The 15,030-nt window shown below is 34.8% G+C and carries 13 protein-coding genes; 4 read left to right on the top strand and 9 right to left on the bottom strand.

All coding sequences use genetic code 11. The features are described from left to right. Positions 1 to 96: 96 nt before the first annotated feature. The 9 genes from secG to HNP99_RS00590 all read right to left on the bottom strand — a co-directional run bounded on the left by secG (position 97) and on the right by HNP99_RS00590 (position 9,733). The gene (gene secG, locus HNP99_RS00630; protein WP_173850240.1) at positions 97 to 420 is read right to left on the bottom strand and encodes a preprotein translocase subunit SecG; all 324 of its coding nucleotides are present in this window, start codon (positions 418 to 420) and stop codon (positions 97 to 99) included. Positions 421 to 431: 11 nt separating this feature from the next. Then, on the bottom strand, positions 432 to 1,307 hold the full coding sequence (locus HNP99_RS00625; protein ID WP_173850238.1) for a tetratricopeptide repeat protein: 876 nt from the start codon (positions 1,305 to 1,307) through the stop codon (positions 432 to 434). A gap of 33 nt (positions 1,308 to 1,340) precedes the next feature. Then, a complete protein-coding gene (locus HNP99_RS00620; RefSeq protein ID WP_173850236.1) occupies positions 1,341 to 1,838 on the bottom strand; it encodes an LptE family protein in 498 nt (165 codons plus the stop codon). A gap of 57 nt (positions 1,839 to 1,895) precedes the next feature. After that, a complete protein-coding gene (locus tag HNP99_RS00615; protein WP_173850234.1) occupies positions 1,896 to 3,152 on the bottom strand; it encodes a sigma-54 interaction domain-containing protein in 1,257 nt (418 codons plus the stop codon). An 83-nt stretch (positions 3,153 to 3,235) separates the two neighbouring features. Further along, a complete protein-coding gene (gene miaB, locus HNP99_RS00610) occupies positions 3,236 to 4,681 on the bottom strand; it encodes a tRNA (N6-isopentenyl adenosine(37)-C2)-methylthiotransferase MiaB (RefSeq protein ID WP_173850233.1) in 1,446 nt (481 codons plus the stop codon). Positions 4,682 to 5,052: 371 nt separating this feature from the next. Continuing rightward, positions 5,053 to 5,844: a hypothetical protein gene (locus HNP99_RS00605; RefSeq protein ID WP_173850232.1), complete on the bottom strand. Its 792-nt coding sequence runs from the start codon at positions 5,842 to 5,844 to the stop codon at positions 5,053 to 5,055. Between the two features lie 25 nt (positions 5,845 to 5,869). Beyond that, positions 5,870 to 6,598, bottom strand: coding sequence for an MIP/aquaporin family protein (locus HNP99_RS00600; RefSeq protein WP_173850231.1), 729 nt, complete (start codon positions 6,596 to 6,598; stop codon positions 5,870 to 5,872). 28 nt (positions 6,599 to 6,626) lie between these two features. Then, positions 6,627 to 8,123, bottom strand: coding sequence for a glycerol kinase GlpK (gene glpK, locus HNP99_RS00595; RefSeq protein WP_173850230.1), 1,497 nt, complete (start codon positions 8,121 to 8,123; stop codon positions 6,627 to 6,629). A gap of 26 nt (positions 8,124 to 8,149) precedes the next feature. Next, a complete protein-coding gene (locus HNP99_RS00590) occupies positions 8,150 to 9,733 on the bottom strand; it encodes a glycerol-3-phosphate dehydrogenase/oxidase (protein WP_173850229.1) in 1,584 nt (527 codons plus the stop codon). A 155-nt stretch (positions 9,734 to 9,888) separates the two neighbouring features. On the opposite strand from HNP99_RS00590, the gene HNP99_RS00585 reads away from it, so the two are divergent. From HNP99_RS00585 to HNP99_RS00570, 4 genes are all read left to right on the top strand, one after another. Continuing rightward, entirely contained in the window at positions 9,889 to 10,662 is a 774-nt protein-coding gene (locus tag HNP99_RS00585) for a DeoR/GlpR family DNA-binding transcription regulator (RefSeq protein WP_173850228.1), read from the top strand. 57 nt (positions 10,663 to 10,719) lie between these two features. Continuing rightward, positions 10,720 to 11,058, top strand: coding sequence for a carboxypeptidase-like regulatory domain-containing protein (locus HNP99_RS00580; RefSeq protein WP_173850227.1), 339 nt, complete (start codon positions 10,720 to 10,722; stop codon positions 11,056 to 11,058). A gap of 132 nt (positions 11,059 to 11,190) precedes the next feature. Beyond that, the gene (topA, locus tag HNP99_RS00575) at positions 11,191 to 13,722 is read left to right on the top strand and encodes a type I DNA topoisomerase (RefSeq protein WP_173850226.1); all 2,532 of its coding nucleotides are present in this window, start codon (positions 11,191 to 11,193) and stop codon (positions 13,720 to 13,722) included. 1 nt (position 13,723) lies between these two features. Next, positions 13,724 to 14,875 carry a formimidoylglutamase gene (locus HNP99_RS00570; protein ID WP_173850225.1) on the top strand — a complete coding sequence of 384 codons (1,152 nt, stop codon included), beginning with the start codon at positions 13,724 to 13,726 and terminating at the stop codon, positions 14,873 to 14,875. The last annotated feature ends 155 nt before the right edge of the window (positions 14,876 to 15,030 follow it).

Raw genomic sequence — 15,030 nt, 5'->3', positions numbered from 1 at the left:
ATTCAGAAACTATGCCATGCTATTTTAACTGACATATTTACCTATAAAAAATGCCAGCTTTGACAAGCTGGCATTAAGTATATGTATGTAATAAAATTATTTTGCTGGTGTTGCAGGAGCAGTGGTATTTTGTACCGGTACAACTGGCGCCGCAGTTTGTGTATTGTCAATAATTTTAGAATCAGTGTCACTTAATGTTCCTGTAAAACTCAAGCTTGATAGTAAAATAAGTGCTATTAATACGGTTGCTAATGTCCAAGTACTTTTATCTAAAAAGTCAGAAGTTTTTTGCACACCTCCCATTTGAGTTGAACCACCTAATGAAGATGATAATCCACCGCCTTTAGGGTTTTGAACCATAATTACTACGATTAATAGAAAACATACTATTGTAATTAAAACTAAAAAAATTGAAAACATACTATTTATTATTAATTGTTATTTTGTTGTATTAATTTAATATCTGATATACGGTCTGCAAAGAAACTACTTTTTTCTGGATATTTCAAAATTAATATATCATATGCTTGAATCGCTTTCTGATATTTTTTTTGTTCTAAATATACCTTGGCTAAAGTTTCGGTCATTAAGTATGAGTTCTCCTCTTTATTAATGTCGATTTGTATAACTGGAGTAGCACCATTCTTGACTGGAGAAATTTTGGGACTTGTCTTTATAAATTGATCAATTAGTTTTGCTTTTTTCTTTTTCTCTTTGTCTTCTGCGGCTGTTGGTTGTATTGTTTCCGTTTTATCTTCCCTAATTATAGGTTGGACTCGTGATAATTTTAGCCATTCTTGAAAAGAATGTGTCTCGTTAGGTTTGAAGTCTAGTGGTTGACCTATTTCTAAATTTTCGGCTGCTTCTTCCGCAGTTTTATCTTCAGTTTTGACTGTGTTTACTTTTTCTTCTACAACAGTAGCTTCTTTTATGGAAGACAAAATAGATTGTTCTGCACTTTGCGTCTCTGGAACAGACTTTTTTTCTGGAGCAATTAAAATACTATCAAATACTGGAATCTCTAAAATTGCTAGTGCATTCTTATCGAATAATTCTTTTTGAATTGTTGTAAAATTATCACCAGTAATAAAATCAAATAAAACAGCTCTATCTGTGGTATGGGCAGCTGTAACTTTTAAAGCAAAATTATATTTAAAACTATTTTGATTATAAAGCCCCTTTAATCGCAAAGCCCGTGCGCTTTGAAAATAGGGAAACTCGTCTAGAACCGATCCTAATTCAAGCGCGTCTTGCTCTGTGAGGAGATCTGGTTTATTGATCAAGTAAGTATAATCGGTTACGTTCATATTAATGTACTACTTTAATTTATCTTTATTTGTTTACCACTTAGCTAGCGACTCGTTGAAAATATCTTGTGTGATTCGAGTAAAAATCTCATCTAGGGCAGTAGTTAAAATTGCTCCTGTAAGCTGCGTTGTTGCAGGATAATCATAATAAAACTCAAAACTTTTTTCAAAATCATCAGTCTCTTTCTTACGATTGGTAAAACGAACATTTACTCTTATATTCAGGCGGTTTTGAGATGCTTGTTGATTTGCAGTTGCCGTCATAGGGCTTATTCTATAATCAACAATTTCTCCTTCGTAAGTTAAATCTCCACTATTTTTAACTAGGTTTAAGTTTGTTTGATTTTGTATAAGATCTTGAAGTGCTAATGTAAAAGTTCTATCAATACCGGGTTCGATTAACTGTGCGTTATTCTGGAAAAAGTTTACCTGAAAAGTATCAGCATCAATTTTACCAGTTCCTGTAAAGTTATAGACGCCACAACTACTAAAAGTAAAAGCAATTGTAAGTAATAAATATATTTTTTTCATTGTGTTTTAAAATTCAAAGATATTTAAAAATAAATAGACAATTTAGAATTTGATTGTTTAAAGGTCAAATTGCTTTATTTTTCGGTATAAAGTACGCTCAGAGATTCCTAATTCATCGGCCGCAGCTTTGCGTTTTCCTTTGTTTTTTTCTAATGATTTTTTAATCATTTCAATTTCTTTTTGTTCTAAACGCAAGACTTCCTCTTCCTCAACTGTTTCAGCAAAAAGGTAGTTCTCATCATTTTCATGGTACTCCTCTTCTTTGTTTGAAGGTGAAAGTAGAGCTGTTCTTGGTTCTTCTTCAAAATCAATTTCGTTGTCGTTCTCTTTAGAACCATATATTTTCTGAATCAAATTTGGATTAATGTCTTGGGCTTTTGTACTCCCGTTTTTCATCAATTCTAAAGTCAGTTTTTTCAGGTCATTCAAGTCGCTTTTCATATCAAAAAGAACCTTGTATAGTATGTCTCTTTCGGTACTAAAGTCGGTTTCAGCTTTTTTGTCCTTAATTACTGACGGTAAATTACTTCCTTCTGTAGGTAAATAGGATAGTAAGGTTGTAGCTGTAATATCTCTAGAAGTTTCTAATACAGATAACTGTTCGGCAACATTTCGCAATTGACGAATGTTTCCGCTCCAGCGAAATTTCTGCAAGACCTGTACTGCACTATCATCCAGTTTTAATGGTGGCATTTTGTATTTATGAGCAAAATCTGCAGCAAACTTTCTAAATAATAAATGAATATCATCTTTTCTTTCTCTTAAGGGCGGCAATAGAATATCAACAGTACTCAAACGATAGTATAAATCTTCTCTAAATTTTCCTTTTTCAATAGCATCAAATAGATTCACATTTGTTGCCGCAACAATACGGACATCTGTTTTTTGAACTTGTGATGATCCTACTTTTATAAATTCGCCGTTTTCAAGAACACGTAATAATCTTACTTGAGTGGTTAGTGGTAATTCACCTACTTCATCCAAGAAAATTGTACCCCCATCAGCTACTTCAAAGTATCCTTCGCGTGTGCTTGTGGCACCTGTAAAAGCCCCTTTTTCGTGACCAAAAAGTTCACTATCAATAGTTCCTTCCGGTATAGCACCACAGTTTACTGCGATGTACTTCCCGTGTTTTCGATGTGAAAGAGAATGGATGATTTTCGGAATGCTTTCTTTTCCTACGCCACTTTCTCCAACCACTAAAACGGAGATGTCAGTAGGAGCAACTTGTATTGCTTTTTCAATGGCACGATTAAGCTTTGGGTCATTCCCAATAATCTCAAATCGTTGTTTTATATTTTGAACTGTATCCATGTTCTATAATATTGTTTAAAGTTGTTTTTGTTTAAAGTCGACCAAATGAGGTAAACTTTAAACTTTAAACTTCACACTTTTTTTTAATTCATTTCACTCAATCCCACTGCTTCTCCTTTCAAAGTTCCGCTGGTACAAGAGGTTATTTTTACATTTACAAAATCCCCGATTTTATAATTCTCTTTTGGAAAAACCACTGTAATGCTTTGTGAATTCCTTCCTGAGAATTCTTCGGTTGATTTTTTAGAAACTTTTTCGACCAAAACCTCTACCGTTTGTCCAATAAATTCCTCAGATCGTGCCCATGCATGTTTTTGCTGCAAGTCTACAATTTCTTGCAAACGTCTTGCTTTTATTTCATCGGTAACATCATCTTCCATTTTTCTTCCTGCCAATGTTCCAGGGCGTTCCGAGTAGGAGTACATGTATCCAAAATTATATTTCACATATTCCATTAAGCTCAACGTATCTTGATGATCTTGCTCAGTTTCTGTTGGGAAACCAGCAATCATATCTTGTGAGATAGAGCTATTTGGGATAATCGATCTTATTTTGTCAATCAAAGTCATGTATTCCTCACGACTGTGAAGGCGGTTCATTTCTTTCAGGATTCGGTTACTTCCAGACTGAACTGGCAAGTGAATGTGTTTACATATGTTGTTGTGTTTTGCAATAACGTGTAAAACGCTTTCGTGCATGTCCTGCGGATTTGAAGTCGAAAAACGAATACGCATCTTTGGAAAACCAACAGCAACCATTTCAAGCAATTGATCAAAATCTACTGCTGTTGCTTTTTGCATTTCCGTTGCGCTTGTAAAATCTTTTTTTAATCCACCACCATACCATAAGTAGCTATCCACATTCTGTCCTAAAAGCGTAATTTCTTTAAAGCCTTTGTCCCACAAATCCTGAATTTCCTTCATTATACTCTGCGGTTCACGGCTGCGTTCACGACCTCTTGTAAAAGGAACAACACAAAACGTACACATATTATCACAACCACGAGTAATCGAGACCAAAGCAGTGATACCGTTGCTCATTAATCGAACTGGCGAAATATCACCGTAAGTCTCATCTTTCGATAAAATCACATTGATAGCATCACGACCTTCCTCTACTTCGCTCAGTAAATTAGGTAAATCTTTGTAGGCATCGGGCCCTACAACAAGGTCAACTATTTTTTCTTCTTCTAGGAATTTGTCTTTCAAGCGTTCGGCCATACAGCCTAAAACACCCACTTTCATTTTCGGATTAATACGCTTTACAGCATTGTATTTCTCCAATCTTTTGCGCACCGTTTGCTCCGCTTTATCACGTATCGAACAAGTATTTACTAGAACCAAGTCGGCTTCTTCTAGTATTTGCGTGGTGTTATATCCGTTTTCCGATAGAATGGAAGCTACAATCTCACTGTCCGAAAAATTCATCGCACAGCCGTAGCTTTCTATAAAAAGTTTTTTAGTATTCCCTGATTTATTTTCTAAAACAAGAGATTCCCCTTGTTTGCTTTCTTCAATAATCTTTTCCATAAGTCACTTTCAAAAGTGTGTTTTAATAAGAATGCAAATGTACAATTATTTGAAACAATCTGACAAGTTGTCAGCCGAAGATTTAACAAAATTTAGCTTAATTTAAAATGCAATTTGAAGCTTACTAATTATGGGTGTTTTTATTAGGAGCTATTTCTGGCTATTCGCTTCAAGTGCTCGCAAAAAAGCAGGGTTTCTTAAGTGATATAAAGAGCTTCTTTTAGTCGCTTTTATACCTCTAGAAACTCAAGCTTTTTTTGCTGTGCGCTTTATGCTGCTATCCAGGCTAGGAACTGAGGATGATTATTACCAAAAAAAAGGCTCTCTTTTGAAAAAAGAGAGCCTTTAACCAACAAATTAAAATTAAAACTTTAAAATAGATTTACGTCTAACTGTATTCTAGCAATTTTGTTAGAAGGGTTCCACATTGCAGTGGCAGAAACAGGTAGTTTGTAATTAAATATTTCGATATTTTTAGTGGCTTTTATACCTGTGTTTACTACGTCAAAATTGCTTTGAGTTTTCGTTGTGAATAAGTGTTTGCTTCCGTTCAACGGGAATGCAGCACCTATAAAAGCGTTTAAGTTTACTTTTTGGTCTCTAATCAATGGGTAGCTTAATTCTACATAAGTAGAATTTCTACTTCTAAAATCATTGTTACTGTTTAATTCACGATCATTTAAGCCGCTATACAATAATACATCTGCTTCAATGCGTATTGGGAAAGCTTCTGGAAAACGGTATGAAGTCCTTAAGTCAATAATGTGTGTTGTAGTTAGTTTATCATAATTAAAAACCTTTGGAGATGCAATTCCAGTGGTATTAAATAAATCCCATATCGCTATAGATAAGTTGTTTTTTTGATATTGAACATAGTAGTTTATCTCGCGGTAGGTACCATCAAAACCTGCGCCACCCCAAATACCCACTTTTAATGTTTGGCTTTCATTTAAGGCATAATGAATGTTTCCAGTTGCAGTCATACCATCATTAATAACTAATCCTCTCCATAAGTGACTGGTTTCAATCCCTACATTAAAATCTAAACGTGATGCTTTTGTTTCTTTCACAGCAACAATTATAGTGTCTGAAACATTTGTTTTTTGGGCGTATCCAGCCAACCCTGTAAGTGAGATTACAGCGGCAATTATAAATTTTTTCATGGTTTTGGTTTGTTTTAAATTGGATTTAAGTAAGCATTAAATAACAAAATGCTGCAAGACTAGATCCTATTATTGGACCCACAATAGGAACCCAAGAGTAGCTCCAGTCACTGCTTCCTTTAAAAAGTAAGGAATGAACAATTCTAGGGCCTAAATCTCTAGCTGGGTTGATTGCGTATCCAGTTGTGCCTCCTAAGCTTAGTCCAATTACCCATACTAATATGGCAACAGGCAAAGCGCCTATTGATCCCAATCCTATTTTTGCATCAGCTGCAGTAGCAATGCTTAAGTCAGGGCCTGAAAGATAAAATATCACAAAAATAAGAACAAAGGTTCCTATGATTTCACTAATTAAGTTGGAACTATAATTCCTAATAGCTGGACCAGTGCTAAAACAAGCTAGTTTTCCGCCTTCATCTTCTGTGACAGCAAAATGATCTTTGTGTGAAAGCCAAACTAAAAATGCTCCTAACATGGCGCCAATCATTTGCGCAAGTATGTAAGTCGCAACTTGGCTCCAAGCAAATTTACCAACTAAGGCTAATCCTAATGTTACAATAGGATTTAAGTGTGCGCCACTTACTGGGCCTGCAACAACTACTCCTACAAATACTGCAAAAGCCCAAGCAGTTGTAATAACAATCCATCCTGAATTGTGTCCTTTAGTGTCTTTAAGAACAACATTTGCAACTACTCCGTTTCCTAATAATATCATTAGCATTGTACCAATGATTTCTGCTATAAATGGTGTCATATTTTAGTGTTTTTAAATGATTTACAATTTAATCTTCGATCCAGTTTGAAGCACGTCCCACGGCTCTGTCCCAGTTGTGAACAAGTTTGTCTACTTCTTCGCGAGGCATCTCTGGAGTAAACTCACGGTCTATTGACCATTGTTGTTGTAAATCATCTACACTATCCCAATACCCAATTGCTAGTCCAGCCAAATATGCAGCTCCTAATGCAGTTGTTTCTAATGTTTTTGGTCTGATTACTTTAAAATCAAATAAATCTGATTGAAATTGCATTAGTAAGTTATTTGAAACGGCACCACCATCAACACGCAATTCTTTTCCTTCTTTTCCAAAATCACCTTCCATGGCTTTTACTAAATCATAAACTTGATAAGCGATTCCTTCAAGTGTAGCGCGGGCAATGTGGGCGTTTGTAGTTCCTCTAGTGATTCCTACAATAGCTCCTCTAGCATATTGATCCCAGTGTGGTGCTCCTAAACCAGTAAGTGCAGGTACAAAATACACGCCGCCATTATCAGGAACTTTTAATGCTAAAGTCTCAATCTCCTCTGCAGACTCAATCATTTTTGCTCCATCTCTTAACCATTGTACGGCAGCTCCTCCTACAAAAACACTTCCTTCTAATGCGTAAGTTGTTTTTCCTTTAATTTTCCATGCAACAGTTGTTAGTAAGTTGTTTTTAGAATAAACAGGTTTGTCACCTGTGTTCATTAACATAAAGCAACCCGTCCCGTAAGTGTTTTTTACCATTCCGGGTTCTGTACATAATTGACCAAAAAGTGCTGCTTGTTGATCTCCTGCAACACCTGCTATCGGAATTTTTGTTGCGAATAAAGTGGTACAGGTTTCTCCGTATATTTCACTACTTTGTTTTACCTCAGGTAGCATTGCTCTAGGAATAGTGAATAATGCTAATAATTCGTCGTCCCATTCTAAAGTATGGATATTTAATAATAATGTTCTACTAGCATTGGAGACATCAGTCATGAACATAGCGCCACGAGTCAATTTCCAAATTAGCCAAGTGTCTACTGTTCCGAAACATAATTTTCCTTGTTCGGCTTTTTCACGAGCGCCAGGAACATTGTCAAGAATCCATTTAACTTTAGTTCCAGAAAAATAGGCGTCTAGAAGTAACCCGGTTTTCTTTTGAATCATCTCAGCATGACCTTGTGCTTTTAATTCGTCACAGTATTTTGCTGTTCTTCGATCTTGCCAAACAATCGCATTGTAAATAGGTTCACTAGTCTCTCTATCCCAAACAATTGTAGTTTCTCTTTGATTGGTAATTCCAATCGCAGCAATTTCTTTTCCGTTTATTCCTGTTTTTGCAATTACTTCTGCAGCAACACTTATTTGTGAAGACCAAATTTCGTTAGGATCATGTTCTACCCATCCTGGTTTTGGAAATATTTGTTCAAATGGCTTTTGAGAAATGTTTACAATTTCCCCGCTATGGTTAAAAACGATGGCTCTCGAGGAAGTTGTCCCTTGATCAAGCGCTAAGATTAATTTGTCTTTCATAGTTTATAATGTATTGTGGTGGTTAATTAATTTGATCTGTATTCTGTTAAAAGGAATCCGTTTGCTAGTTTTTTAAATTCAGCTACTTGTTCTTCAGCCCAAGCATTATTATGTCCAAGCTCTTTTGCAATTGTTTTTGCAACTTTTTCTGAAACTTCTACCGCTGCACGAGCATCTAAGAATAATAAACGAACTCTTCTTGATAGTACATCATCAATTGTTCTTGCCATTTCGTTACGAATTGCCCAAACAATTTCGGCCATGGTATAGTCGTAATCAGGGTGTAGTTTTTGTTTTAATTCAGGCTCTTCGTTTTGAAGTGCGAGTATTTTTGGGATATCAGTTCCGTAAATGTATAAATGGTTTTCACGGTTTGCTGTGCTGGTTTTTATGTTTCCGTGAATTGCAATATGTTCTGTTTTGCATTCTTTTTTTGGTAATTGACGAACAGCGATCGCTTTGTCAATAATGTCTTCGGCAATTTTTCTATAAGTAGTCCATTTACCGCCAGTTATAGTAATTAAGCCAGTATCCGAAACTATAATTTTATGACTTCTAGAAACTTCTTTAGTGCTCTTGCCTTCTTTTTCAGGAGCGGCAAGTGGTCTCAGTCCTGCAAAAACCGACAATACATCAGCACGTGTAGGTTTTTTTGCTAAAAAGCGTTGTGCTGTTTCTAATACAAACTCAATTTCTTTTTCTAATGCAATAGGTTCAAGACTGTGGCTCTTTATTAAAGTGTCAGTGGTTCCTACTACAATTTTATCATGCCATGGCACGGCAAATAATACTCTACCGTCACTTGTCTTCGGAATCATTAATGCGTGATCGCTGGGTAAGAATGATTTGTCAAAAACAAGATGAATTCCTTGACTAGGAACAATGTATTTTTTGTAAACAGTATCGTTTAGTTTCATTATTGCATTGGTGAAAACCCCAGTTGCATTTATGATAGATTTTCCTTTTAAATCGTATAATTCTCCAGTTTCTTGGTCTTTAATTTGGACTCCGGTAACTTTATTGTTGCTGTCTTTTATTAAATTAACCACTTTAGTATAGTTTAAAAGACAAGCGCCTTGTTCAACAGCAGTTTGAGCAATGTTGATCGCTAAACGAGAATCGTCAAATTGACCATCTTGGTATACAACTCCGCTTACTAATCCTTTTTGCTCAACAGTAGGAAGTAGTTCAATTGTTTTTTTCTTCGAAATATATTTAGACTTTCCTAAGCTCAATCTACCAGCAAGCATGTCATAAATTGTTAATCCAACAGTGTAGAAGTAACCACCCCACCAGTTGTAATTAGGGATAACAAAAGATTGGTTTTTAACAAGATGTCCTGCATTTTGAGCTAGTAATCCTCTTTCTTTAAGTGCTTCTCTCACAAGTGATACGTCACCTTGTTCAAGATAACGTACGCCACCGTGAACTAATTTAGTACTTCTGCTAGAGGTTCCTTTAGCAAAATCTACTGCTTCAACCAAAATAGTTTTGTACCCTCTACTGGCAGCATCAAGTGCCGTTCCAAGTCCGCTGGCTCCTCCACCAATGATGATTACATCCCATTCTGGAGTTTGTTTTAGTTTTGTTAATTGTTCAGATAGTTTCATTGTGTGTGATATTTGTTGTTTTTTAACTTTCGATACTTTCGAATAACAAACATAATGAAATAAAACGAAACCAAATTAAATAAAACGAATTATATTTATAAATTTTATTTTTGTACCTTTAAATACTTACAAAATAAAATAAACTAGGAGCTATTATGACTATAATCAATAGGAGGCAAGAGGATATACTTAAGGAATTAAATCAAAAAGGGTATGTTAACGTGGTTGATTTATGTGAAACTCATAATGTTTCAACCGTAACCATTCGAAAGGATTTGAACTTCTTGGAAAACGAAAAGCTTTTACATCGTACGCATGGTGGGGCAAGCAAGCAACCTATTTATGCTTTTGAAAGAGATGTGAATGATAAAGAGACCTTGCAGGTAGAGCAGAAAAAGCAAATTGCGCAAGAGGCTTTAAAATATATAAGTAACAATGACTACGTGATCTTAGGTTCAGGTTCAAATATTCAATATTTGTCCCAAATTATCAAAGGCTTCCATAAATTAACGGTGTTAACCCCTTCGTTAAAGGTTTCGTTAGAACTCTGCAAAGAACCAAGTATTGATACAATACAGTTAGGCGGAGATATTCGAAACAGTTCTACTTCGGCTGTTGGACCTATTGCGGAATCAATTTTAGGACAATTTTCTTGTAATAAATTATTTTTAGGAACAGACGGAATTCATCTGGATTTTGGATTGAGCACTTCGAATGCTCTTGAGGCCCATTTAAATAAGGCAATGATAGATGTAGCTGAAAAGGTCATTGTACTGGCAGATTCTACTAAAATGAATATTAGGGGTTTTGGTAAAATATGTAATTTGAATAAAATTGATGTTTTGATTACAGATAGTGGTATTGATAACGAAACTAAAGCGAAACTTGAAGAGTTGGGGATTGATGTGGTTGTGGCAGGAAAAGGATAATTCCTTATAATATAGGTGTGGCTTAATAATAAGTTTAAATTAATATTCTTAAATTCAATGAATACTTTTCTGAATCCTTTTCATTTAATGAAACGAATAATGTTAATTGTTACGCTTCTTTTAATTGTATCATGTGATGGGTATCAATCTATTTGTGGTTTGGTTATCGATTCTGAAACAAAAACACCAATTGAAAAAGCAATTATAAAAACAATAAATCCTAAATTTAAGGCGTATTCAGATAAAAATGGATATTTTGAATTTCATAATGTTACTGGATTCATATTTAGTGATAATGATTTGACTGTGGTAATTTCTAAAGTGAATTATATAAATGATACATTAAATATAAAGAATGGCGATAGTAAACTTGTGAAATTGATTAAAACTGAATAGAATTATTTCTTTCAAATTAGAGCTTTGTGCTTGGGTTTTATAGCTTGCTTTTTGGACTAAAAAAATTTTAAAAATATTCAAAAGCCCGATATTTAAAAAAAACTTCTACTTTTGTCCGAGAAAAATAGAGCAATGGCAAAGAATTTAGTAATAGTTGAGTCCCCAGCAAAAGCGAAAACAATAGAGAAATTTCTAGGTAGTGATTTTCAAGTAGAGTCAAGTTATGGCCATATAGCCGACTTGCCTTCGAAAGAAATAGGTGTCGATGTCGACAACAACTTCAAACCTAAATACGAAGTTTCATCTGATAAAAAAGCATTAGTAACCAAGTTGAAAGGCTTAGCTAAAAAAGCCGAAATGGTTTGGTTAGCGAGTGATGAGGATCGCGAGGGTGAGGCTATTTCTTGGCATTTATTTGAGGAGCTTAAATTAGATGTAAAAAAAACAAAACGTATTGTTTTTCATGAGATTACTAAAACAGCTATTTTAAAAGCTATTGATAATCCAAGAGAAATTGATTATAATTTAGTGAATGCTCAGCAAGCGCGTCGTGTCCTTGACCGATTAGTAGGTTATGAGCTGTCTCCGGTACTTTGGAGAAAAATTAAAGGCGGACTTTCTGCTGGACGAGTACAGTCGGTTTCTGTTCGTTTAATTGTGGAAAGAGAACGTGATATTCAAAATTTTAATGCTGTAGCTAGTTATTCGGTTGTTGCTGAATTCACGAATGAAGCAGGGAAATCGTTTAAGGCAAAACTTCCAAAAAACTTTACTACTAAAAAAGAAGCCGAAGATTTTTTAAATAAAAATATCGGTTCTTCTTATAAGGTTTCTGATTTAGAAACGAAGCCAACAAAGAAATCTCCTACAGGTCCTTTTACAACATCTACTTTGCAGCAAGAAGCAGCTCGTAAGTTGTATTTGCCAGTAGGGATAACCATGCAGTTAGCGCAACGTTTGTATGAAGCTGGATTGATAACGTATATGAGAACGGATAGTGTAAATCTTTCTAAAGACGCAATGGATGCTGCTCAGGCTGAAATTATTAAATCTTACGGGAAAGAATTTTCTAAACCCAGAACATTTACAAATAAAAGCAAAGGTGCTCAAGAGGCGCACGAGGCGATTCGTCCTACAGATATGTCGCGTCATACCGTAAATATTGATAGAGATCAAGCGCGCTTGTATGATTTGATTTGGAAAAGAACACTAGCGTCACAAATGAGTGATGCGCAGTTAGAGCGTACTAATGTTAAAATTGAAGCGAATAATCACAAAGAACTATTTACTGCATCAGGTGAGGTATTGCTTTTTGAAGGGTTTTTGAAAGTGTACCTTGAGGGGCATGATGATGACGAAGAAGAGCAAGAAGGTATGTTGCCTGCAATGAAAGTAAACGAGAAACTACTAAATAATTATATTACCGCTACCGAAAGATATTCAAGACCACCTGCTCGTTATACTGAGGCTTCATTAGTGAAGAAGTTAGAGGAGTTAGGAATTGGTCGTCCGTCTACTTATGCGCCAACTATTTCTACTATTATCAACAGAAATTATGTTGAAAAAGGGAATCTTGATGGTCAAGAACGTAATTATACACAGCTTACTTTGCAAGCAAATGAAGTAGGGGAGAAGTTGTTGAAAGAAAATACAGGTTCAGATAAAGGGAAATTAGTACCTACGGATATTGGAACTATTGTTACTGATTTCTTAGTTAAGAATTTTGGGAATATTTTAGATTATAACTTTACAGCAAAAGTAGAACAAGATTTTGATGAGATTGCCGAAGGAAATGTGGATTGGGCGATCATGATGAAAGAATTTTATGATAAATTTCATCCTACAGTAAAAGATGTTGAGCTAAATGCTGAAAGAGAAAGCGGTGAAAGGATTTTAGGAACGGATCCTAAAAGTGGAAAACCAGTTTCTGTTCGTTTAGGAAAGTTTGGTCCAATGGCTCAAATTGGTGCTGCAGATGATGAAGAGAAAAAATTTGCTAGCTTGATGTCTGATCAAAATATTGGAACTATAGATTTAGAAGAAGCTTTAAACTTGTTTTTGCTTCCTAAAAATCTGGGGCAATACAAAGAAGAAGAAGTTGAGGTGAGTAATGGTCGTTATGGTCCGTATATTCGCCATGGAGCTGCATTTGTATCACTGCCAAAAGGTGAAAATCCACTAGATGTAGATTTTGATCGTGCCAAGCAGCTAATTGATGAAAAAGCACTTGCTGATGCGCCTATAGCTGTTTATAAAGGTGAGGGAGTTCAAAAAGGTGTGGGTAGATTTGGTCCTTTTATTAAATGGAATGGCTTGTTTATTAATGTGAATAAGAAATACAATTTTGATAATTTATCACAATTAGATATTGAAACGCTAATTGAAGATAAAGTACAGAAAAATATTGATAAAGTACTTCATAATTGGGAAGACGAAGGAATTCTAGTTGAAAAAGCACGTTGGGGGCGTTCAGTTATTACCAAAGGAAAAATCAAAATAGAGTTAGGTAAAGAGGTGGATGCGGCAAAATTGACTTTGGGAGAAGTTCAAGAAATGATTGCTAAAAAAACACCAGCGAAAAAAGTGGCGGCTAAAAAAGCGCCCGCTAAAAAGGCAGTTGCTAAAAAAGCACCAGTTAAAAAAACCGTAGCCAAAAAGAAATAGAATGGAGTTTGATTTTTTAAAACCTATAGATGGGGAAATACTTACCGTATTAAAAACATTTTCTACACAACAATTAGCTAGTAAGGTTGTTTTTCATACTCAGGATCAATTTCCTGATTTAAATAAGATTACTATTGCAGTTATTGGTGTTGCTGAAAATCGCGGTAACGCACATGGGGCTACTACGGTTGATTTATCTGCTATCAGGAAAGAATTGTATGGAATGTTTCCTGGTAATTGGGACGCTACGGTAGCTGATTTAGGAGATATACTTGCGGGTAATAGTACGACTGATACTTATTTTGCTTTACGCAAAGTAACTGCAGCTTTGATTAAGCTTAAAATTGTACCCATAGTTATTGGCGGTTCACAGGATTTGACTTATGCTTTGTATAGGGCTTATGATGAGCTGGAGCAAATGGTGAACTTGGTTGCTATTGATAGTAAATTTGATTTCGGAAAAGAAGATGGTGGTGAATTAGCGAATTCTTATTTAACAAAAATGATTATTGATGAGCCAAACAATCTTTTTAATTATTGCAACATTGGATATCAAACCTATTATAATTCACAAGAAGAGATAGATTTAATCGAAAAATTATTTTTTGATGGATACCGTTTAGGTGAAATTTCAAATAATATTGCTTTAGCTGAACCTGTTTTTAGAGATGCTGATATAGTAAGTTTGGATTTGAATGCTGTTAAATCATCAGATTCTGGTAATTTCACAACATTTGCGCCTAACGGATTTAATGGAAAAGAAATTTGTGCTTTGTCTAGATATGCAGGAATAAGTGATAAGGTGTCTGTCTTTGGATTATTTAATCACAACAGTACTATTCAAGAATCTGTATTGGTGGCACAAATTATTTGGTATTTTATTGAAGGTTTTCATTACCGTTCAAATGAATATCCTTTTGGGACTAGAGATAACTATATCAAGTACATAGTGCCGATAGAAGATGAAGTTTTAGTGTTTTATAAAAGCGATAAAACAGATCGATGGTGGATAGAAATACCATTTATTTCAAATGTTAATAATAAATTAAAAAGAAATACGTTATTACCTTGTTCATATGATGAATATTTAGGTGCTTGTAATCAGGAATTGCCCGAAAGATGGTGGAAAGCCCAAAGAAAAAATATAGTTTAGAACCTTTGGTGTAAGGCGTTGATAAAATTATAAAAGAACGTTAAAATAAATGTTTTTTATTTAAAAATAATTATATACGTTTGTAGCGTAAAATAAATGTATGTTAATTGTTTTAATATTGTACTTATTTAAAAAATAAAGAGTTGACTTATTGT

Source organism: Flavobacterium gelidicaeli (assembly GCF_013294005.1).
In the GTDB taxonomy this organism is placed as follows: domain Bacteria; phylum Bacteroidota; class Bacteroidia; order Flavobacteriales; family Flavobacteriaceae; genus Flavobacterium.
The sequence above is the reverse complement of the archived record's forward strand: the minus strand, read 5'-3'. Positions and strand labels throughout refer to the sequence as shown.

Bases quoted from the DNA above. Each gene is read 5' to 3' on its own strand.
- secG (WP_173850240.1), bottom strand. From the start codon at position 420: ATGTTTTCAATTTTTTTAGTTTTAATTACAATAGTATGTTTTCTATTA.
- HNP99_RS00625 (WP_173850238.1), bottom strand. From the start codon at position 1,307: ATGAACGTAACCGATTATACTTACTTGATCAATAAACCAGATCTCCTC.
- HNP99_RS00620 (WP_173850236.1), bottom strand. From the start codon at position 1,838: ATGAAAAAAATATATTTATTACTTACAATTGCTTTTACTTTTAGTAGT.
- HNP99_RS00615 (WP_173850234.1), bottom strand. From the start codon at position 3,152: ATGGATACAGTTCAAAATATAAAACAACGATTTGAGATTATTGGGAAT.
- miaB (WP_173850233.1), bottom strand. From the start codon at position 4,681: ATGGAAAAGATTATTGAAGAAAGCAAACAAGGGGAATCTCTTGTTTTA.
- HNP99_RS00605 (WP_173850232.1), bottom strand. From the start codon at position 5,844: ATGAAAAAATTTATAATTGCCGCTGTAATCTCACTTACAGGGTTGGCT.
- HNP99_RS00600 (WP_173850231.1), bottom strand. From the start codon at position 6,598: ATGACACCATTTATAGCAGAAATCATTGGTACAATGCTAATGATATTA.
- glpK (WP_173850230.1), bottom strand. From the start codon at position 8,123: ATGAAAGACAAATTAATCTTAGCGCTTGATCAAGGGACAACTTCCTCG.
- HNP99_RS00590 (WP_173850229.1), bottom strand. From the start codon at position 9,733: ATGAAACTATCTGAACAATTAACAAAACTAAAACAAACTCCAGAATGG.
- HNP99_RS00585 (WP_173850228.1), top strand. From the start codon at position 9,889: ATGACTATAATCAATAGGAGGCAAGAGGATATACTTAAGGAATTAAAT.
- HNP99_RS00580 (WP_173850227.1), top strand. From the start codon at position 10,720: ATGAATACTTTTCTGAATCCTTTTCATTTAATGAAACGAATAATGTTA.
- topA (WP_173850226.1), top strand. From the start codon at position 11,191: ATGGCAAAGAATTTAGTAATAGTTGAGTCCCCAGCAAAAGCGAAAACA.
- HNP99_RS00570 (WP_173850225.1), top strand. From the start codon at position 13,724: ATGGAGTTTGATTTTTTAAAACCTATAGATGGGGAAATACTTACCGTA.